This window comes from Actinotignum sanguinis (genome assembly GCF_030230305.1).
In the GTDB taxonomy this organism is placed as follows: Bacteria; Actinomycetota; Actinomycetes; order Actinomycetales; family Actinomycetaceae; genus Actinotignum; species Actinotignum sanguinis.
This window is the reverse complement of record NZ_JASPCQ010000002.1, coordinates 193,978-214,439: the sequence shown is the minus strand read 5'-3', so window position 1 is coordinate 214,439 and position 20,462 is coordinate 193,978. Positions and strand designations below refer to the sequence as shown.

15 protein-coding genes are annotated in these 20,462 nt (G+C 60.5%); 7 read left to right on the top strand and 8 right to left on the bottom strand.

Annotated features, from left to right (window positions below; genetic code table 11):
* From QP828_RS02165 to QP828_RS02155, 3 genes are read left to right on the top strand one after another with little or no spacing between them, the layout of a single operon-like run.
* Positions 1 to 1,125: a mannose-1-phosphate guanylyltransferase gene (locus QP828_RS02165; protein ID WP_274733550.1), complete on the top strand. Its 1,125-nt coding sequence runs from the start codon at positions 1 to 3 to the stop codon at positions 1,123 to 1,125.
* A 58-nt stretch (positions 1,126 to 1,183) separates the two neighbouring features.
* On the top strand, positions 1,184 to 1,966 hold the full coding sequence (locus QP828_RS02160) for an LOG family protein (RefSeq protein ID WP_274733549.1): 783 nt from the start codon (positions 1,184 to 1,186) through the stop codon (positions 1,964 to 1,966).
* A gap of 55 nt (positions 1,967 to 2,021) precedes the next feature.
* Positions 2,022 to 2,189, top strand: a complete 168-nt coding sequence (locus tag QP828_RS02155) for a DUF3117 domain-containing protein (RefSeq protein ID WP_016442993.1) — start codon at positions 2,022 to 2,024, stop codon at positions 2,187 to 2,189.
* A gap of 248 nt (positions 2,190 to 2,437) precedes the next feature.
* On the opposite strand, the gene QP828_RS02150 is transcribed toward QP828_RS02155, so the two are convergent.
* The 5 genes from QP828_RS02150 to QP828_RS02130 are packed head-to-tail and all read right to left on the bottom strand — an operon-like array spanning position 2,438 to position 7,733.
* On the bottom strand, positions 2,438 to 3,061 hold the full coding sequence (locus QP828_RS02150; RefSeq protein ID WP_016442992.1) for an O-methyltransferase: 624 nt from the start codon (positions 3,059 to 3,061) through the stop codon (positions 2,438 to 2,440).
* A 57-nt stretch (positions 3,062 to 3,118) separates the two neighbouring features.
* Positions 3,119 to 4,276 carry an Mrp/NBP35 family ATP-binding protein gene (locus tag QP828_RS02145; protein WP_274733547.1) on the bottom strand — a complete coding sequence of 386 codons (1,158 nt, stop codon included), beginning with the start codon at positions 4,274 to 4,276 and terminating at the stop codon, positions 3,119 to 3,121.
* Entirely contained in the window at positions 4,263 to 4,910 is a 648-nt protein-coding gene (locus QP828_RS02140) for a DUF1003 domain-containing protein (RefSeq protein WP_016442990.1), read from the bottom strand. Before QP828_RS02140 ends, QP828_RS02145 begins: the two co-directional genes overlap by 14 nt.
* Positions 4,903 to 6,207, bottom strand: a complete 1,305-nt coding sequence (locus tag QP828_RS02135) for a magnesium transporter MgtE N-terminal domain-containing protein (protein ID WP_016442989.1) — start codon at positions 6,205 to 6,207, stop codon at positions 4,903 to 4,905. Before QP828_RS02135 ends, QP828_RS02140 begins: the two co-directional genes overlap by 8 nt.
* Positions 6,207 to 7,733: an aminopeptidase P family protein gene (locus QP828_RS02130; protein WP_016442988.1), complete on the bottom strand. Its 1,527-nt coding sequence runs from the start codon at positions 7,731 to 7,733 to the stop codon at positions 6,207 to 6,209. Before QP828_RS02130 ends, QP828_RS02135 begins: the two co-directional genes overlap by 1 nt.
* A 58-nt stretch (positions 7,734 to 7,791) precedes the next feature.
* Between QP828_RS02130 and QP828_RS02125 the strand changes: the two genes are divergently transcribed.
* Positions 7,792 to 8,631, top strand: a complete 840-nt coding sequence (locus QP828_RS02125) for a PHP domain-containing protein (RefSeq protein ID WP_274733546.1) — start codon at positions 7,792 to 7,794, stop codon at positions 8,629 to 8,631.
* A 216-nt stretch (positions 8,632 to 8,847) separates the two neighbouring features.
* Entirely contained in the window at positions 8,848 to 9,474 is a 627-nt protein-coding gene (locus QP828_RS02120; protein ID WP_016442986.1) for a MarC family protein, read from the top strand.
* A gap of 96 nt (positions 9,475 to 9,570) precedes the next feature.
* Here QP828_RS02120 and QP828_RS02115 read toward each other — a convergent pair whose 3' ends face one another.
* Both QP828_RS02115 and QP828_RS02110 read right to left on the bottom strand, forming a co-directional pair.
* Positions 9,571 to 11,247: a DEAD/DEAH box helicase gene (locus QP828_RS02115; RefSeq protein ID WP_274778218.1), complete on the bottom strand. Its 1,677-nt coding sequence runs from the start codon at positions 11,245 to 11,247 to the stop codon at positions 9,571 to 9,573.
* A 419-nt stretch (positions 11,248 to 11,666) separates the two neighbouring features.
* Positions 11,667 to 11,891: a DUF3107 domain-containing protein gene (locus QP828_RS02110; protein ID WP_016442984.1), complete on the bottom strand. Its 225-nt coding sequence runs from the start codon at positions 11,889 to 11,891 to the stop codon at positions 11,667 to 11,669.
* A gap of 171 nt (positions 11,892 to 12,062) precedes the next feature.
* On the opposite strand from QP828_RS02110, the gene QP828_RS02105 reads away from it, so the two are divergent.
* Together QP828_RS02105 and QP828_RS02100 are read left to right on the top strand one after the other, a co-directional pair.
* Positions 12,063 to 15,503, top strand: coding sequence for an ATP-dependent DNA helicase (locus QP828_RS02105; RefSeq protein WP_274778219.1), 3,441 nt, complete (start codon positions 12,063 to 12,065; stop codon positions 15,501 to 15,503).
* Positions 15,500 to 19,366: an ATP-dependent helicase gene (locus QP828_RS02100; RefSeq protein ID WP_284891157.1), complete on the top strand. Its 3,867-nt coding sequence runs from the start codon at positions 15,500 to 15,502 to the stop codon at positions 19,364 to 19,366. Before QP828_RS02105 ends, QP828_RS02100 begins: the two co-directional genes overlap by 4 nt.
* Here QP828_RS02100 and QP828_RS02095 read toward each other — a convergent pair.
* Positions 19,314 to 20,372, bottom strand: a complete 1,059-nt coding sequence (locus QP828_RS02095) for a phosphotransferase (protein ID WP_016442981.1) — start codon at positions 20,370 to 20,372, stop codon at positions 19,314 to 19,316. The genes QP828_RS02100 and QP828_RS02095 overlap by 53 nt on opposite strands.
* Between the last annotated feature and the right edge of the window lie 90 nt (positions 20,373 to 20,462).

Below are 20,462 nucleotides of genomic sequence, written 5' to 3'. Positions count from 1 at the left end.
GTGACATTCCATGCGATTATTCCCGCCGGGGGAGCCGGCTCACGGCTGTGGCCGCTCTCGCGGGCCAGCCACCCGAAGTTCCTGGTTGATTTCGGTTCGGGGCACACCATGATTCACGATACGGTGACCCGGCTTGCCCCGCTAGCATCCAGTATCTATACCGTGACCGGCACCGCGCATGCCGCGGCCGTCCGTGAGCAACTAGCCGATATTACGACGCCCCTTCACTACGTGGTTGAGCCGAGCCCGCGCGGCACGATGGCCGCCATCGGTATTGCCGCGGCGCTCGCCCACCGCACCGATCCGGATGCCCTGGTCGGTTCCTTTGCGGCCGATCATCGTATCTCCAATACCGCGGCCTTCACCGCGGCCGTGCGCGGCGCGCTGGAGGCGGCCTCCCGCGGTTATCTTGTTACCCTAGGGATTACTCCAACCGGGCCTGCCACCGGATTCGGCTATATCCGCGCGGGCGGGGCACTCCCCGGTGAACCTTCCGCCGGCGGATCGCGTGAGGCTAACGCCGCTGCCGTGCAGGTAGAACAATTCGTGGAAAAACCGGATGCGGAAACTGCCGCGCGTTATCTCGCGCAGGGGGGCTACTACTGGAACGCCGGGATTTTCGTGGTGCGGGCGGCCACGCTTATGGATATGCTCACCGACTACCGCCCTGATATTGCCGCTCCGCTGCGCCAGCTTGCCCAGCTGTGGGATCTGGACTCGGTTCAGCAATCTCCCCAGGTAGAAGCCATATGGGCGTCCATCCCGAAAGAAGTGATTGACCGGGCGGTAGCCGAACCGGCAGCTGCTGCGGGCCGGGTGGCCGTGGTTCCCGCAGATATGGGCTGGTCCGATGTGGGGGATTACGATTCCCTCGCCGAAGGTATCCCCGCCGGGGAGCTCACCGCCCAGCGTGTCCCAGGAAGCACAGGGGCTCCGGTGCTCACTGTTGATGCGCCGGATTCTCTGGTATACAGCTCAGCGAAGCCCATTGTTGTGGTGGGAGTACCGGGCGCCGTCGTTATTGATACCGGAAGCGCCCTGCTAGTGACCACCCGCGATAAAGCTCAGGATGTCAAAAAAGCCGTTGACGGTCTGGACGCGGCCGGGCTGGCAGAGCTCAGGTAGTTTTCCGCTCCGCGTAGCGGAGTGGAAGGCGCGTAGGTAGCGAAGGACAATAGAAACCATGAATACACGCGACTATCGGCGCGGGGCACAAACCCGGCGCGGCACCCAGATTCCGCCCGTCACCGCGGATACCAAGCTGCTCTCCAACCAGAGCAACGGGGACTGGACCCTCAGCGACCCGTGGCGAGTACTGCGCATCCAATCCGAATTCGTGGAAGGATTCGGGGCGCTCGCCCATGTGCCACCCTGCGTTTCGATTTTTGGATCCGCTCGTATCGCGCGCCAGTCACGTTACTACCGGGTGGCCGAGGAAGCAGCCAATATTCTTAGCCGGCAGGGCTTCGGGATTATTACGGGTGGCGGGCCGGGGATTATGGAAGCCGCTAATAAAGGCGCCGCGGCGAATGACGGCCTCTCCATCGGCCTAGGAATTGAACTCCCGCACGAACAGGGGCTCAACGAATACGTTAATCTCGGCATTGAATTCCGGTATTTCTTCGTGCGTAAAACAATGTTCCTTAAGTACTCTCAAGGTTTCGTGGTGCTCCCCGGTGGTTTCGGTACCCTCGATGAGCTATTCGAAGCCCTCACCCTGGTACAAACAGGGAAAGTCGCCGGATTCCCGGTGGTGCTGGTGGGCAGCGACTTCTGGGGTGGTCTCGTGGAGTGGATCCGCGGGCGCCTGGTGAGTGAAGGTATGATTTCGCCCGCAGATCCGAACATTTTTACCGTGGTGGATACCGCCCGCGAAGCTGTCGACGCTCTTATCGCAGGTCAGAGGTCTCTCACTGCCGAACAAGCCACGCGACAAGCTCGCCGCGAACAGGTGGCAGACTTCTAGTAGAATTAGGGGTGACGTTAGTCGCATAGTTGCGGCGAACAGGAAGGAAACCACTATGGCAGCTATGAAGCCACGCACGGGTGATGGGCCGCTGGAAGTCGAACGTGAAGCACGCGGAATCGTGGTCCGCATCCCGGTGGATGGCGGCGGACGCCTCGTTCTGGAACTCAACGATGAAGAATGCGTGAGTCTCAAAGAAGCTCTCGCAAGCGTGGAGAAGTAACCACCACCGACGTATCTGCATCTACTACCGATCCGGGGGCCAGCCAGCAGGCGCGGCCCCCGGATACATGCGCGCTTGCATACCCGGGCACCACGGCGACAGGGTGGTCGGCTAGCCAGCCGGCTACCCCAGCACATTAACCGGCTGCCGGCCAACTAGCCAGCGCTATCAGCCACCTAGCAGCCGGCTACCGGCCGACTAGCAACCGGTTACCGGCCAAAAATCTGTGTAAACGAAGAATCGCCCGGTTAGCGCAACCGGCAGACCAGCACACCATCGCCCAGAGGCACCAGGCTGGTATCGAGTTCTTCGGCTTGCATAAGCGCCTTGATGAGATGGCGAATCGCCACCACGGGTTCTTCGCGGCGCGCTGGGTCAGCGACCTTACCGCCCTGGAGAGCGCCAGCCACCACCAGGAGGCCCCCGGGTCGCAAAATCCGCAAAGCTTCTTCACAGTCACCGGCCGCCTCAAGAGGATCGCCGTCGACAAGCACCATATCGTAGGAGTGGGCCGCCAACCGCGGCAAAATATCAGCACTGCGCCCGTTAATGATGCGCACTTTCCCGGGGCGGGCCCCGGCTCGGGCGAAAAGCGAACGTGCCACATGCTGAGCTTCGGATTCCACGTCAATCGTGGTCAGGTGAATATCCCCGGCGCGCAGCAGGTAAAGACCGGACACTCCGCTGCCCGTCCCGATCTCCACCGCGTTGGTCACTTTCGCGCAGGCAGCCAGCACCGTGAGGAAGTTGCCGCAGGCCGGACTCACGCACCGGATAGAGAATTCAGCGGCGGTGGCGCGGGCCGCCCGGGTAATATCCCCTTCGATAACGGCATCTTCAGCGTATGTCCACGCCAGGGTCCGATCGGACATAAGCCTCCTCCATAACAGGGATCGTGCGCAGCAGTGTTTCTATCATAGTGCGCGGTGTCATTCCGCGGGAAATGCGCGCCGCGGTAGCTCGTGGATACGTGCCGCGAGGGCGCGCAGCATATCGCGCGCGGGGGAGTCCACCATATCAAGGACGAACGGCGTTCCGGCATCGCAGCCCTCCCGCAGCGCCGGCTCCAGCGGAATCTGGGCGAGAAGCTCAACCGGATACCCGAGCGTTGCGCTGAGGTTCGTAGCGACGAGCTGTCCGCCACCGGAACCAAAAACAGTATTTTTTGTTCCGTCCGGTAGTTCCAGATAGGACATATTTTCGACGACGCCGATAACCGTCTGCTCCGTTTGCTTAGAAACTGCACCGGCCCGTTCAGCCACGTCCGCGGCAGCTGTTTGCGGCGTCGTTACAACGAGGATATCCGCGCGTGGCAGCATCTGTGCCAATGAAATAGCGACGTCGCCCGTCCCGGGCGGCAAATCGAGGAAAACATAATCAAGATCCCCCCAGTACACGTCCGCGAAGAATTGTTCGAGGGCTTTATGGAGCATGGGGCCGCGCCAGACCACCGGGGTATTACCCGGCACAAACATACCGATGGACATGACTTTCACGCCGTGCGCGACCGGGGGAATAATCATGCCGTTGAGCTGTTGGGCGGGAGTATCCACTCCCATCATCCCCGGAATGGAAAAACCGTAAATGTCGGCATCGATGAGGCCCACGCGCTGGCCGGTGGCGGCCAGCGCAACCGCGAGGTTCGCGGCTATCGAGGATTTCCCTACTCCGCCTTTCCCGGAGGCCACCGCGATAACGCGGGTGGGCGAATCGGGGCGCGCGAAAGAAATTTCCCGCGTGGTGCGCCCGCCACGCAGCTTCTGCTGCAAGTGTTGCACCTGGAGCGGGGTCATGGCACCCATCGTGATAGTAATGGTTCCCACGCCTGCTAGCGCGGCGATGGCCTCGCGTACCTCCCGTTCGATCACGTCTTGGCGCGGGCAGTGCACGGTGGTGAGAAGCACCGTCAGGGTGACGGCACCCTCCGGACTCACCCGCAGCCCGTGAATCATATCCAGTTCGGTAATCGGGTGGCGTAATTCCGGGTCGATAACCCCGGAGAGGGCCTCCAGAACCCGATCCTTGGTGAGGGGAGGGGCCGCGGGTGAGTGCGGCACCGAATCGGAAACAGGATCACTCGTGGGCACCGGGCTCCTCCCTAGGGCGGTCAAGGTCGAGTGCGGCGCGGGCGTGGTCGTCTCCCGGATCAACGGGAACATCGCGTGCTTCGCGCTGGGCCTTGACCGCATCGAGTTCTTCTTGCAGTTCGCGGATGCGTTCTTCGCGTTCGGCGGCGCGATCAATATTGCGGTCATCAAGCTCGTGGAGTAAATCGCGCAATTCCGAACGCACAAAGTCACGGGTGGCCATATCGCCGACCGCATCGCGCAAGCCGGCAATTTCACGCATGAGGTATTCGGTATCTGCCAGGTTACGATCAGCGCGCTGGCGGTCCTGTTCGGCGCTCACCTTGTCTCGGGCATCCTGGCGGTTCTGGGCTAGCAGGATGAGGGGCGAGGCGTAAGAGGCCTGTAAGGAGAGCATGAGCGTAAGCGCTGTGAAACCGAATTCGGCTGAATCGAATTGCCATTTTTCGGGGGCCATGGTGTTCCACGCCAGCCACGCCACCACGAAAATAGTCAGGTAAACCAGGAAACTTGCGGTGCCTTGGAAACGGGCGATGCTTTCCGCGGCGCGCCCGGCAGCTTCCGGATCTTTGCGCCGGCGGCGCCGAAACAAGCGGCTACGCCGTTCGAGCGGTTCATTGAAATCATTAGCCACGGTTCACCTCGTTCGTCGTGGATGCGGCGGGGGAGTCTACGGGCCTTTCCTCAGCATCAGCGCCCTCCCAGGAATCATCCATATCACGCCAATCCTCAGGGAGGAGATGGTCGAGCACGTCGTCAACGGAGACTGCCCCGAGGAGGAGTCCCTGATCCACCACCGGGACCGCGGTGAGGTTATAGGTTGCCAATTCGCGGGTGACCGAACCGATGGGGGCTTCCGGATCCACGCCTTCGGTATTCCGATCCAGAATAGAACCGAGCATCGTGGTGGGAGGTTCGCGCAGCGCCCGCTGGATATGTACCGCACCTAAATACCGCCCCGTGGGGGTTTCCAAAGGCGGGCGGCATACGAAAGCCACCGCGGCCAGGGCCGGGGGAATATCCGGGCGGGATGCCGCGGCCAGGGCCTGCGCCACCGTGTCATCCGGACCGAGGATCACCGGGTTGGGGGTCATGAGACCACCGGCGGTGCGCTCATCATAGGTGAGGAGGCGGCGCACATCTTGCGCTTCGCCTTCACTCATGGAGTCGAGGAGGATCGCTGCTGTTTCCGAGGGCAGATCGGCCATGAGGTCGGCCGCGTCGTCGGGCTGCATCACGTCCAAAACGTCACCGGCACGTTCCACATCCAAACCTGCGAGCACCGTCACGCGGTCCTCATCACCGAGTTCTTCCAGGACGTCCGCGAGCTTTTCGTCCGTGAGCTCGCGGGCGACCGATTGCATACGCTCTTCAGGTAAATCACGCAAAATTTCCGCGATATCCCAAGGCTTGAGATCCACCAGCTGGGAGACGATGGAAGCGGCACCCTGGGTGTGGCTCGCCGTGGAGAGACCAGCCACCTCACTCACCTTGAGGATTTCAGAATGGCGGGAATTCGTGCCGATTCCACGCACATACACCTGGGTGAGGCCCCATTCGCGCCCGCGCAGCGGCTCAATGGCCGCATCCACGACGCTCATGCGGGTGCCGGTTTCCCGGACCACCACCTCGCGGTCAATGAGCTGAGCCATGACGAGTGTTTCCGAACTGCGTTGCTGGAAGCGCCGCATATTGAGCACACCCGTGATGATGACCTGGCCGTTGGCGATGGAGGTGACGCGAGTAATGGGCAGAAAGACCCGGCGCCTCCCCACCACATCAATGGTGAGCCCGACCGCGGAAGGTACCCCTTTGACGCGGAACACCACGACGACATCATGGACGGTACCCACCTGGTCGCCAATGGGATCGTAGACGGGGGTACCGGCCAGCCGCCCAATAAAAACGCGAGAATTTTGCGAGGTTTTCATCAGCGCTGCACCCGCGTGAACCATTCTTCGATATCGGCAATGGTCCGCGGTATATCTTCCGAGAGGCGCTCGGCGCCGTTTTCCGTGATGAGAATGTCATCTTCGATGCGCACCCCGATACCGCGGAAACGCTCGGGAACCTTGAGATCATCTTCGCGGAAGTAGAGGCCGGGTTCGATTGTGAAGACCATCCCCGGTTTCAGTTCCGCATCCAGGTACATATCCCGGCGGGCGGCCGCGCAATCATGCACATCCAAGCCGAGGTGATGGGAGGTGCCGTGCGGCATCCAACGCCGGTGATACTGACCTTCGGGAGCCAGGGACTGGGCTGCGGTGCCCGGGAGCATGCCCCACTTTTCTAGGTAAGCGGCAATAACTTCCATGGCGGCGGCATGCACATCCTTGAATTTCACACCGGGAGTACCGGCCACTTCCAAGGCTCGTTCAGCGGCCTCGAGCACAGCGTTATAGACCTCCGCCTGGTTTTCCGTGAAAGTGCCATTGACCGGGAGGGTGCGGGTGATATCCGCAGTGTAGAGAGAATCGAGTTCCACCCCGGCATCCACGAGGATAAGATCGCCATCGCGAACTTCGCCGTCGTTCGTCATCCAATGAAGGGTATTGGCATGGTTACCGGAGGCGGCGATGGTGTCGTACCCCAGGCCGTTACCTTCTTCGCGGGCGCGGGCAAAGAACGCCCCTTCCACCACGCGCTCCCCGCGATGGTGGGCAACCGCACGCGGCAGGTTGCGAATAATCTCATCGAAACCGGAATAGGTAGCCGCCACCGCTTTGCGCATTTCCCGGACCTCGAAATCATCTTTAATGAGGCGAAGTTCGGAGAGGGCCTGGGCCAGCTCCATATCTTGAGCGGCATCTTGGGAGAGCCCGGCCGCGGCACGCAAATCGTTTACTTGCGCGGTGAGCTGCTCCGAAGCTTCTGCGAGAACCCGGAGACTCACCTGGCCTTCCCCGAGATCCTTCGCGAGGGCATCGGGCAGGTTATCGAGAGAATCAGTGGCCAAACCGGTGGCGCGGCTCACTTCCTCCAGGGAAGGACGGGCCCCCACCCAGAATTCTCCGTGGGCCGGATCCGAATAAAACTCCTCCGAGGAACGCGAGGCGCGCGGATAGAAGTACAGGGTGACATCGTGTCCGCCTTCTTCCCGCGGGTTGAACACAAGGACCGCGCCCGGTTCCTGTTCCCCGCCCAGACCCGTCATATGCGAGAAAGCTGAGTGAGCACGGAAGCGGTAATCGGTGTCATTAGCGCGAACTTTTGTTTCCCCGGCGGGGATAACTAGCCGTTCACCCGGGAATAGCGCAGAAAGAGCGGCGTGGCGTGCCGGCAAATAATCTGCCACTTCCGTGCGCGGTGCCGGTTCGGGCCGCGGGCCCCAATCCGAACCCATGAACTCCCGAAATTCGAGGTTACTGGGCTGCTGAGAACGGTTATTTCCGCGGGCGCGCAAGTTTTGCTGCGCAGTATCCTGATCGTGCTGTCCCTTGGTAGTCATACCGTCCATTATCGCACCCTTTGCCGACATAAAAAGCCCTAGTAAAAACCCGACTAAGCTGGAGGGCATGGCTGTTGATACCCACACTCATTCCACCGCCTCCGATTCCACGGTCACTCCACGCGAACTCGTGGAGGAAGCCGGGCGTATCGGTCTGGCCGGAATTGCGCTTACCGACCACGATACGGTGGCCGGATGGGAGGAGGCCGCCGCTGCGGCGGCCTCCTGCGGCGTCGTACTTATCCGCGGCATGGAGCTATCTACCAAATGGGAAGGGATCACCTGCCATATCCTCGGCTATCTTTTCGATCCGGAGGATCGTGCTATTCAGGAACATATCGCGACCACGCGGGCATCTCGGCTGACGCGAACCCGGGCTATCGTGGACAAACTCAGCGCGGATGTCCCCATCACCTGGGATGATGTGGTGGCTCAGACACCTCCGGGGGCTACCGTTGGGCGGCCCCATATTGCCGATGCCCTGGTAGCGGCCGGCGTGGTTCCCACCCGGAGCGCGGCTTTTACCCACTATCTTTCCGTGCGCGGGCCGTATTATGTGTCCCACTATGCACCGCAGGCATGCGAGGCAATCAGGATGATTACGGCGGCGGGCGGGAAAGCGGTGCTGGCCCACCCGGTGGCGCCGGCGCGTAACAAAGTGGTTCCCGAACGTGCTTTTGATGAGATGGCCGCGGCCGGGCTTTTCGGGGTGGAGCTACGCCACCCGGAAAATGATCCGGAGCTGGTGCCGGGCCTGGAACGGATTGCCGCGCGGTTGCGGCTGCGCGGTTTCGGGGCGAGTGATTATCACGGGAGCGGGAAAACGAATCGGCTCGGGCAGTACACCACGAGCGCGGATATTATCGCTGAGCTGGTCGACGGCACCGCGTTGCCTGTGCTAGGTTAGAACGCGCTTCACTGCCGTAGCGTTCCGGCGGGAGCCGGGTACCCGCGAGCACCATTCCTAGCTGGTGCGGGTACGGCCGTGAAAACTCTCAGGATATCTTTTCGATTATCGCGGGGATGTCTTAGGATGGTGTCGTTATAAGTCCGGCTCGGTGTAAAACCGCTCCTGCGGATGTGGAGGACCTGGTCGCCGGGGAGAATCAGGAGGTACTGCCCCGTGGCCGTCTTTGATGTCACGATCTTCTTGTCCACCTTCATGACCCTGTTCGTCATCGCTGACCCGCTGGGCAACCTCCCGGTTTTCATCGCGCTCACCGCGCGGAATACCAATAAGGAACGCAATCGCGCGGCCTGGCAGTCTGTTCTCACCTCCGCGATTGTGCTGGCGATTTTCGCGATTTTCGGTAAATACATTCTGGATTTGCTGGGTATTACCACCGCCGCCATGCAGATTTCGGGCGGTATCTTGCTGTTACTCGTCGCGCTCCAGCTCATGCAGGACGAATCCAATCCGCAAGAAGAAGAGGCGAAGGCTTCCTCGGTGAATATCGCCCTGGTTCCCATGGGGATTCCGCTACTGGCCGGCCCCGGAGCGATCGTCGCCATCATGATTAAAGTGGAGGAATCCGGCGATTCTCTGGGCGGGATCCTCGCGATTATCGCCGCCTTTATTTTGCTGCACATTATTGAATGGGTGGTTTTGCGTTTCGCTTCGCCCATGCACCGCCTCCTGGGCGAAGGCGGCACGGTATTCCTCACCCGTATTGCCGGTATGCTGCTAGCCGCGATCTCGGTGCAGCTCATTATTGCCGGAGCGGTATCCGTGTGGCCGGGCGCCGCCTAGGTTTTCTTTTCCGCACAGGTCTTAAAGCTAGTCTTAAAACTCGGCGGGCGTCTTCCGAATGTTTCCGGAGACGCCCGCCGAGTTTGTTAATCCGCTTTAGTCCAGTTTGCGGGAGAGTTTACGACGCCGCCGCTGCGTTCCTGCCCGCTCGCTAGCCGCGGGAGTTTCGGCCTGCGTGCGCGGGGTTCCGAGCCGCCGCCGGGTGCGTACCGAAGCGCTGCGCTGCTCTTTTTCTTCGGTACGACGACGCCCGGCACCCGAGCGCTCCTCTGTTTTCGTGGTGGTGGACTTGGCGCGGCGCGATCCACGAGCGGAAGACGAACGCTGCGTCCCACCCCGCGCCCGCTGGCCGCGGTGTGCCGAGTGACGCCGGGAATTACCGCGCCCACCTCGCGAATGGCCAGTTTCACCCAGATCCTCAATTTCTTCGGCATCCAAACCAGCTAGAACACGCTGCGATTCCGGGAGAGTTGGGCCGGCATCGGTGGGAATATCAAGATCGGTGTAGAGGTGATCGGAGGTGTGATATGTTTCCACCGGATCTGCCATTCCGAGATTGAGCTGTTTGCTGATCAGCGACCAGCGGGGCATATCTTCCCAATCCACGAAAGTCACCGCGGTCCCCTTGTTTCCGGCCCGACCGGTACGGCCAATGCGGTGAATATAGATCTTTTCATCTTCGGGGCACTGGTAATTGATGACGTGGGTGACATCGTCTACGTCAATACCGCGAGCGGCCACATCAGTGGCCACCAATACGTCAATCTTGCCTTTACGGAAAGCCCGCAAAGTTTGTTCCCGGGCCCCCTGGCCCAAATCCCCGTGCAGGGAACCCACCGCGAATCCACGCTCGCGTAAGGTGTCGGCAAGTCGGGCCGCATTGCGTTTGGTACGGCAGAAAATAATGGAGCGATCCCGGCCCCGGGCCTGGAGAATACGCGAAACCACCTCGTCTTTATTGAGAGCGTGGACGCGGTAGGCAACCTGGCGAATGTTTTTGACGGTGGCGCTGTCATCACCGGGAGTATGGGCGCGAATATGCGTCGGTTTCGTCATGTAACGGCGTGCCATGGTAATGACGGGACCGGGCATAGTCGCGGAGAAGAGCATGGTGTGGCGGGTAGGTGGAACGGCGGAGAGGATTTTTTCGACGTCGTCCAAAAAACCGAGGTCCAGCATCTCATCGGCCTCGTCAAGAACCACGGTACGGACGTGGCTGAGCACGAGGGTACCGTGTTTCATGAGGTCAATGATACGACCAGGGGTACCCACCACAATTTCCACGCCTTTAGCCAGCGCTTCTTGCTGGGGCTCATAGGCGCGCCCTCCGTAAATATCGACGATACGCAAGCTGCGGTGGGCGGCGGCGTTACGCAGCTCCAAAGCAACCTGTTTGGCCAGTTCACGGGTGGGGAGCACAACGAGTGCCTGGGGTTTACCCTGATCGGCTGGGCGAATAGCTTCCCAGCCTTCTTCCCCCGGCCCCACCGATACCTCGAGGAGCGGGATGCCGAAACCGAGAGTTTTACCGGTGCCGGTTTTTGCCTGCCCGATAATGTCATGACCGGTCAGGGCAACGGGGAGCGTGAGTGCCTGAATCGGGAAAGGATGGGTAATACCGTGCTCTTCCAGGGCACGAACGATGGGTTCGGAAACTCCGAAATCTGCGAAAGACTTGGTTTCAAGGCCTTCACCCGTGCCGGTGATATCGGCAGCGGGGGAGGCGTCGGTTGGTTCATGGGCGCGGGAGGAATCAATCACTCCGGAAGCCATATGCTGTCCTTTCTGCGTGCGCGAACGCGCACGAGCTAGGGGTGGGCGCAGCGATTGCGATACATGCCACATCAGCCGATTACACACTGGCGACCGAGCGCACCACCCGATGTAGCAGCCGGTCGCGACAATCCCCAGCGACCGGGCAGCTACCCATATCAATCACGCCTGGCCGTGCCGCACCTATATCCCGCTTCATGTAGGAAACGTTCCAGCTCATGTAGGAAACACCCGGTTTGAGCTGGAAACGCACTCCAGCCGGAGCGAGAAACAGGTGGCGCAGACGATCACAGGTTCCCGGCTATTCTACGGCACTAACCCGGCCTGAGCGCTGCGACCTCCCGCTCATCACAACTCCGCCCGGTGCCGAGCTGCTCTTTCCCGGAGTTTTCCGGCCAGATGCTCCCGCGACAAACCTCTTAGAGACCGAAGCCCACCCGGCGGGTATCTTGTTCGCGGATTTCCACGAAAGCAATAGCATCGGCGGGGATAGTTACCTCGCGGTTCTTCTTCGCGATGATACGCAAGGGCTTACCTTCTCCACCGAGACTGGCATCGACAAGCGTGCGCAATTCCTCAACCGAAGCATCCGTTTCCAAAATCAGATCACGGGTAGTTTCGCGAAAACCAATGACGATTTCCATATGTTTCTCCTTAAAATCTAGGGTTGCGGAGCCGAAAGACACCGCCGCGAGCGAGCCGAATAGCTCATCTTCACGATGCCTCCACCGTAGCGGCCCCTTACGACAAAAAATTTTGTCGTAAGCCTCTCGTATGGTTAATCCTAACAACGCACCCGCGGAGAAAGGATCGTGGTGGACAGGATCGTCGAACAACTCGATGCCTCTCAGGAGGCAGCAGTCAGCGCGGCTCTGGCACGGTCCGCGGGCGGATTCGCCCCGGGCACGCTTAGCATTATTGGTGCGCCAGGAACTGGGAAAACCACTGTCCTCGCGCATATCGCGCGCGCGGCTCTCCACGAAGGGAATATTGCGGTGCTTACCCAAGATCGGCGCGCCGCAGCCCGCCTCCAACACCTGCTCACCCTAGCGGCCGGGGTGCGGCCCGAAAACCTGGAAGTGCGCACGCTTTCAGCTTTCGCCTACGCCATCGTGCAGCGCTACGCTCAAGCAATGGGGCGGGAAAAGCCCGAATTAGTCTCCGGGCCTGATGAGGACCGTATCGTGCGTGAGATTCTCAGTGATGGGTACTCCGGCATTCATTTCCCTGATTTTGTTACAGAAGATGTGCGTGATCTTCCCGGGCTTCGCCAAGAGCTGCGTAATCTCATCACTCGCGCTCGCGAACTCGGTCTGGAAGCAGGCCAGCTGGAAAGTTGGGCAGCACATAGGAGTGTGCCTGAGCTTCAATCACAGATGTGGCGTCTCGCCGCCGCGCTCATGCGCCGCTACGATGAGGTGCGCACCCTGGGAGATGCGCTGGCAGGTTCGGCCGCTAGCCCCGACCGTCTTGATCACAGCCAACTCGTCGGTGCGGCTACCCATATGCTCTCAGATTGGGAAGAACATCTGGCGGCAGCAGGGCGCACGGTTGCGGTACCGCGCCCGCACTGGGCAATGGTACTTGTCGATGATGCTCATAACGCTCCGCGTTCCATGCTCCCTCTGCTGCGAGTTATGCGGGAACACGGAACTCGAATCATCGTCGCCGGTGATCCCGATAGTGCGGTCCAAGGTTTCCGTGGCGGGGTGCATTCCCTCCCCGGTGATCTTGCCTATCCTGCTCCGCGCGGTTTGAATGCGGATCTTATTTATCTCAACATTAGGCACCGGGGCGGTCCCGTCCTTATTGGCCAAGCCCAACGCATTGAGCAGGCTCTCCCGGTGGGCGGGGGCGTGCAAGCGCACCGCGCTGCCGGGCCGGCATACGCGGAGCAGGGCAAGGGCGCCGGCGGCAGGGGGGGCACAGGCGGCACGGGTAGTGCGGGAGATGCGGGAGGCACCAGCCCGGGTGCGGGCACGGAAAGCTTGGTCCCATCCGATCAACAACCTGATACAGGCACCAATCCGTGGAATGATGCACTGCGCGGGGCCAGTTTCGCCAATATGGAAGAAGAAATCGCCTACGTGGCCTCCTACCTGGAAGAAGTGCATCTGCGCACCGGGGCACCTTACGCACGGATGGCAGTTTTCACCCGCGCACGCAGCGATCATGAGGGAATCCGCGATGCCCTCGTGCGCCGGGGAATCCCGGTAGCACCTCTGGCTAGCGATGAACCCCTCCACCGCGAACCTGCAGTCAGCGCACTATTCGATCTCATCCGCGCTGCCTTCACCCGCGGTCCGCATTCTTTCGCTACCGCTGAGGAAGTTGATATCCCGGCCTTACTTGCCTCACCTATCATCGGCATGGATCCCCTCGATATTAAACGGGTAGGTCGGTGGTTACGGGCCCAAGCCCTCCTATCAGGAGAACACGGCACAGAATCGGAGCTTTTGACCGAGGCGGTGCTGGGGAACACCGGGCCCACCGCAACCGAACTCGAAGCTCTCCGGGCCCTGCTCTCCCACATCCGGAAAGTGGGAGAAAACTGTGCGATGCAGGCGGAAGAGGTTTTATGGGCGGCATGGGAGGGTGCTGGGAAATCCGAAGAATGGCAACAACTAGCCCTCGGGCATGGCCCGGATGCTGATCGGGCGAACCGGAATCTCGATGCGGTTATTTCTCTGTTCCGGGTCGCGCAACGTATGGCTGATCGTGATCCTGCCGTTCCGGTATCGATGCTCGTGGAGGAAGTGAGTTCCCAAGAACTTCCCGAAGATTCCATTGCCAGGAGCGGGGTGGAAACAGATAGCGTCTCCCTCCTCACGCCCGCGGGTGCGCAGGGGCGTGAATGGGATCATATCGTCCTCATGCACGTGGTCGATGGAGTATGGCCCAATCCGCGCTTGCGTGATTCCTTGACGGGCACCGGACTCCTCAGCGAACTTGTAACCGGGAGGCTTGCTGGCGGTGCCAGTGATTCCAACGCGAGCGGCTCGGCAGGCGGAATCGCAATCTATCATGATTCCGCAGCGGCGGTTATCGCTGATGAGCTGCGCCAATTACACTTCGCTGTCACGCGGGCCCGGTGCAGCCTCCTCGTAACCACCACGGACAGTATGGGGGATAACCCCTCGCGGTTCTTCCCTCTGCTCGGTTTTGATATCTCAGCTAATTTGACCGGAGCCGGAACAAGTGCAGGAGCGGGTGCCGCGGGTTCCTATCTTCCGCGCACCGTGCGCTCGCTGACGGATCCGCGCTGGGGTCTCACCCTTCCCCTCGGGCACCGGCCTCTCGTTGCGCAACCGGTTCCGCCCGCGCTCCTCAGCAGCGAGGAAACCGTGGGGGTGCTGCGCCGGGCACTGCGCGCCGGCGGAGAATCGAGCGATTTCGCGCGGGCCCAGTTGGAGGATATGCGGCGTGCCGGATTTGGCGCCGCGGATCCGCATAGCTGGATGGATGAGCTTGCCACCTCAACTGAAGAATCCGTACCCGGGCCGGTTGATGTGAGTCCCTCAGCGATAGAATCACTGCTCGCCTGCCCGCTTGACGGTTTCTGTTCTGCGGTGGGACTCCGTTCAGAAGAAGGCACAGAGAGCGCCTCCATCGGTACCCTTATTCACCGCATCGCTGAGGAATTCGCAGCGGAACCGAACCAAGAAGCGATGCACGCCCGCCTGGTAGCTCTCTGGCCCGAAAAGCTATCCGAAAATCCCTCACATTACGACAAACTACTTTTCGACCAGGCCAGCGATATGGTCGATAACCTCTATATCTATCTCGATGCACACCGGGATGACACCCTCATAGGCGTGGAACACCGGATTACCCGTGACCTTTCGGGCACCCCGCCTGTTCGCGTCTCCGGTTCCATTGACCGCCTGGTCAACCGCGGCAGCGGTGCCCGGGTGATCGATCTGAAAACCGGAAAATATAAGCCCACCGCAGCTCAGGCAGATGATCACCCGCAGCTCCAGGTCTACCAATGGGCCCTCAGCGAGAAGCACAACCCGGCCGGTGCGGAACTTGTGTACGTCCACCCCCATAATTTCTTGAAGAAACAGCACAGCCCGTCCGTTCTCAGTCAAGATCCTCTTGATGAAGAGACCGCGGCCCGCGCGGAAGAGCGAGTGCACAGCGCTGCCCAGATCGCGATCAGTGGCTTCGTACCGGTCTCTCCCAGCTTGGAAGAGCCAAATGACCGGGTTCAATCCATCAGCCCACTCACCCAAGAAGGACGGATTTTCTCATGACACCTACGTCCCACGAATCTCTCGACTTGCGCGGCCCGGCGGAACATGACGCCGCTTTGGAGCGCATCCTAGCCGGTCAAGAACACCCACCCACCGCGGAACAACGCCGAGTGATCACCTCCGTTGCGCCGGCCATCCTCGTGGTTGCCGGTGCGGGATCCGGAAAAACAAAAACCATGGTGGATCGGATTGCTTACCACTTGGCCTGCGGCAATGTAACTCCAGATCAGGTTCTCGGACTCACTTTCACGCGGAAAGCTGCCGGGGAGTTGGCCGAACGGGTGAATACCAGCCTGGAGAAACTCGGCCTCCTCGCGCCGGAAAGAAGCAACGCGGAAAGCGGGATGCGCAGGCCAGTCATCTCCACTTACAACTCTTTTGCCAATGACATTGCCGGGGCATACGGCATGCTGGTCGGAGCCGATCCCACCGCTCGCCTGATAACCGATGCTGAACGCGTCCAGCTCATGGATCAGCTCGTCGGTGCCCTACCCAGCAGTGCACACACCGCGGTACTCGCGGAACGCAGCCGCTCCAGCCTCATCAACGATGCCCTCACCTTCGCCCAGGGGATTCTCACCAATGGCGTGACCTTGGAAGAAGCCCGTGCTTTCCTCACCTCCCAGGAACACGCCTTGGAAACCCTGTGTGCGGACTCAACGCGCATCATGAGCGCACAATGCTGGTACCCGGATGCCTCCAAGAAGTTCGCCACTTTGAAAGCAGGAACGGCAGTCCCCAAACAACAGCAGGTGGTGCTGGGGCTCGTGGAATCCTATCTACAGCTCAAAAAGGATCTCAACGTTACCGAGTTCGCCGACCAGGTTGCTATCGCCGGTCGCATCATGACCCGATATCCCCAGATTGCTCGTGAAATATCCTCCCGGTATCGCCTGATCTTGCTCGATGAATACCAAGATACCGACGAAAATCAGGCCCAGTTCCTGCTCGGCGCACTCACCGCGAAAAAAGAAGGCTTCCTCTCTATCACGGCGGTGGGAGACCCAAACCAGGCCATCTACGGGTGGCGGGGCGCAAGTGCGGCTGCCCTCACGAATTTCGCACACCACACCACTCGCATTTTTGGGAACGTAGAAAAGCTTCAGCTTTCCACAGCGTTCCGTAATGATCGGGCTGTGCTCGCTGCCGGCAACGCCGTCGCCACTCCCTTGGAACGGGATACGTTCCTCCACGAGGATCGTGACCACCCCAATTTTCCGCCCGAGTTCAGGCCCGAGCCGGCAAGCGCACGATCCGCGGGTGGCATGGGCCCTCACGCGGATATTGCGCCCCTCCGGCTGCGTGAACGTCCCGGGGCAGGGGCCGGGCGTGTCAGCGAAATTCGTACCCTACTTCGGGAAGATTCTTATCGGAGTATTGCGCGGCATATCCTCGCGGTACGCGAGCGGGTAGCAGCGGAAAATGAGGAGCGTCGCGCCCGCGGAGAAGCACCGCGTGGGGCAGAGATCGCGGTTCTGTGCCGCAAACGCTCCTATATCGATAGGATGGCCGCCGCCCTGCGAGAGCTCAACAGCCATTTCACCAGGGAAGATGCCGTACATCCTGGTACCACCTCGCCCCAACCCCTAGCCTTTGAAATCGTAGGTGGGGAATCACTCGTGGCACGTCCGGAAATTATCACCCTCCGGGCCGCTCTCGGTCTAGCCGCAAACCCGGCTCGCAGCGACCTCCTCGCCCGGTTACTTGCCCACTGGAATATTGGGGTGGCCGATATTCGTGCCCTCTCGCGCTGGGCGCGCCGTTACGCGGCCGCGGCGGTAGCCCACCTGGATAGTGAAGTGCGTGCCGGTATCAATAATGGTAACGGTGCACCCGGGGGCGACGACGCACCTGAACAAGAGAGTGCACCGGCCGCTGCACAGCCCCTTCTCAACAGCCGCGATGAGGCAAACCTTGGGGAGTCCCTCCATGCGCTCATGCTCCTCACTAACGGCATCGCCGCCGCGAGCGGAAACTCGGATGCGCATGAGAATGACCAAGCAGAGGGGAATACGCAGCTACCGGCACTAGCGGGGCCGGGCGAAGCTGAGCTCAGGCGAGCTGCCCGCGCCGCCCGGGCAGAATTTTCCGATATCGGATGGGAACGCCTGCGGCGTGTGAATACTACTCTCGCGTCCCTACGTTCAGGTTTGCACAACTCTTTGGGCGATCAAATTGACCGGGCTGTTCACCTCCTCGGATTAGATACCGCGGCCGCTACTCGCAGTGAAGGCGGGCAGCGGGTGCGTACCTCCATCGACCAATTCATTTCCATGGCCCGCGCATATGCGCACGGGGAAAGCCAGCGTGGCATGCGTGAATTCGTGGAATGGCTTGATGTGGTGGAAACGGAAGAACACGGCGGGGAAGAAGAATCCGGGGCGGATATTCCGCGTCTGGACAGCACGGTTGATGTCACACCCGGGGTTATCCAACTCATGACGATCCATGCCGCCAAGGGGCTGGAATGGCGTGACCTCGTCGTCGTTCCTGAACTTGTCAAAGGTGAATTCTCTGAAGTGACCGAAGGAGTGAAAGCCTGGCCGCGCAATACCGGTATTTTCCCCTATCCTTTGCGTACCGACTATCCTTACCTGCCCCAATTTACGCTCGCCGGTGCGCGCAATCTCGATAAGGTCACCGTTGCGAATACCTATGCGCGTTTCCTGGACGAATTGGCATACCATGAAAGCGAAGAGACGCGCCGCCTCGCCTACGTGGCTTTTACTCGTTCCACCCGAGAACTACTCCTGGCTGGCTACTGTTTCCGAGATGAAAGTGATGTGTCCGGCCGGGTACGCAAGGCGGAAAACACCGCAAAGAAAAACACGTCTGAAACCCTAAGCGATAGCGGAGATAACAGGCTGGAAATTGCGGCGCGCCCACCCTCGTATTTCTTGACCGCGGTGCGTGAAGCGGCTGCCCGCGGGGAGCTGGCATTGGCTGCCTCGCCAGCTAGGGTCTCCTCCGTGCAATTGCCGGCCGGATTCCCAGAAATTGCACCGGAAAGCTTGAGCGTGGATGAACTCATCGATATTTTCGGGGAGGATGTTGTATATCCACCAGCCTTAGAACCGGTGCCGCACTATTTCGAGGCACCCGATCTGCTTGCCTGGCCGCGCGACTTGGCCCGCAGCATTCCCATCGAAGCTGAAGCTCTCGATGCTGACCAGCGCGCCGAACTCACCCAGGTGGTGAGCCGACTCATCGCACGCAAACAGCAAGCTGAGACAGCCGAATACATTGAAGCCGGCGGGCATTACACCGCAACAGAGTTGGTATACCGGGCGGAACACCGCGAAGAATACCTGCTCAATAAACGCCGCCCGGTACCCCGCCAGCCCTCGCGGGCGGCTCGTTTGGGCACGATCCTGCACGAAAAGATCGCCGATAGTTACGCACGTGCTGCTGTGCTTGATATTGATAGCGAGGATCCCCTCGAGCACGATCCGGTTCTCAACGCAGAAGAAATCGCGCGCATGTATGAAAACTATGAGGCGTCCGAATGGGCCAGCTATCCGCACCTCGCCATCGAACAGCAAATCGGCGTGGTCGTCGGGGGACACGTGGTCCACTGCGCGCTCGACGCCGTCTTCGATACTTCGCGCGTCCCCGGGCGGGCCCCGGTGACTATTGTGGACTGGAAATCCGGGCGGCGCCCCTACGGGGAAACTAAAGCTGCCCGTGAACTCCAACTCGCCCTCTACCGGCTGGCCTGGTCCCGGGCACACGGCGTCCCCCTCGCGGATATCGACGCATCTTTCGTATACCTGCGGGGAAACAGGGCTGAGGAACTACGAGCAGGAAAGCTCAGCGAGGAGGAAATTCTGCTTCGTGCGGGTCTGCCCAATCAGGAGCCGTAACCGCAGTTTCCCCGGTTAGCTCAGCCTCCCCGCTCGCCTCGGCATCGGAAGAGCTTTCAGTGAAAGCAGGATCCGCTGCCGGGGGAGCGGGCAGCAAATCCGGGGCCTCGCGTACATCCTCGGCCAGCGCGGCGATCATCTGGACGGCGTCGTTCCTAATCTCCATGCTGCCGGTACGAATCCCGTACATGAGCCAGCGAATAATCGCAAACTCCGAGGTGAAAATAATACGGGTGTAATCTGCCTCCGAGAGCTCAACCGAGCGCGCATTCTCATACGAGGTAATAAAACTCGGCCACTGGTCATCATCGAGAACAAGCATCGCGGCTAAATCCCGAGCCGGGTCACCCACGTGTGCCTCACCAAAACCGAGCACGCTCGCAACCGAGCCGTTTGACCACAAGAAATTATCGGAAGCCACATCACCGTGGACAACTGTTTCCTCAAAATCCCACACTGCGTCGCTATCCAGCACATCCATCCAACGCTGGCGCAAAACCGTGGGAAGGGATGTTTCCTGGTCGGCTGCCTCAAGTTCGGCTCGCACCCGCTCGCGCCATTGCGCAGCCGTATAAACAGGCAAGCCGGACCGAGCCACCACATCCCGGTCAATGCTGTGAATCGCGGCAAGGGTGCGGCCCATCTCCCGCACCTCTTCCTCACCGAGGGCTTCGAAAACCAGCGCCCGCCCAAAAGGCTCCGGGTAGACCACCGCGCGGCCCCCGGTATCAGCATCGACAAAACCAGCAGGTCGCATAATATCGAAAGGCAGGCGACCGGCCCGCAATTCTTCCAAAAGCTGGGGGGCTAGGGCCGCCTCGGCTTCTAACGACGTCGCCGCCGTTCCATTTTTAGGAACTTTGACCATCCAGTGACGCCCCTGGGAATCAAGGACACAACCGGAAACAAAATCTTCCGTCTCAACAAACGGTTGGCGCGTGGAGACAATCTCGACGCCGAGAGCCCCGACGGCAAGCGCAGCAAGATAGAGCGGAGAAGTAGTCACCCCCTCAATTTATCCGAAAAATTAGCCACGTGCTTGCCCACACCCCGGCCACACCCCGGCCACAGCTTGCCCGCTGCTTCTATCCACACG

Excerpts from the sequence above, each read along its gene's own strand:
- QP828_RS02125 (WP_274733546.1), top strand. The coding sequence starts at position 7,792 with ATGGCTGTTGATACCCACACTCATTCCACCGCCTCCGATTCCACGGTC.
- QP828_RS02110 (WP_016442984.1), bottom strand. The coding sequence starts at position 11,891 with ATGGAAATCGTCATTGGTTTTCGCGAAACTACCCGTGATCTGATTTTG.
- QP828_RS02155 (WP_016442993.1), top strand. The coding sequence starts at position 2,022 with ATGGCAGCTATGAAGCCACGCACGGGTGATGGGCCGCTGGAAGTCGAA.
- QP828_RS02135 (WP_016442989.1), bottom strand. The coding sequence starts at position 6,207 with ATGAAAACCTCGCAAAATTCTCGCGTTTTTATTGGGCGGCTGGCCGGT.
- QP828_RS02150 (WP_016442992.1), bottom strand. The coding sequence starts at position 3,061 with ATGTCCGATCGGACCCTGGCGTGGACATACGCTGAAGATGCCGTTATC.
- QP828_RS02130 (WP_016442988.1), bottom strand. The coding sequence starts at position 7,733 with ATGGACGGTATGACTACCAAGGGACAGCACGATCAGGATACTGCGCAG.
- QP828_RS02100 (WP_284891157.1), top strand. The coding sequence starts at position 15,500 with ATGACACCTACGTCCCACGAATCTCTCGACTTGCGCGGCCCGGCGGAA.
- QP828_RS02115 (WP_274778218.1), bottom strand. The coding sequence starts at position 11,247 with ATGGCTTCCGGAGTGATTGATTCCTCCCGCGCCCATGAACCAACCGAC.
- QP828_RS02160 (WP_274733549.1), top strand. The coding sequence starts at position 1,184 with ATGAATACACGCGACTATCGGCGCGGGGCACAAACCCGGCGCGGCACC.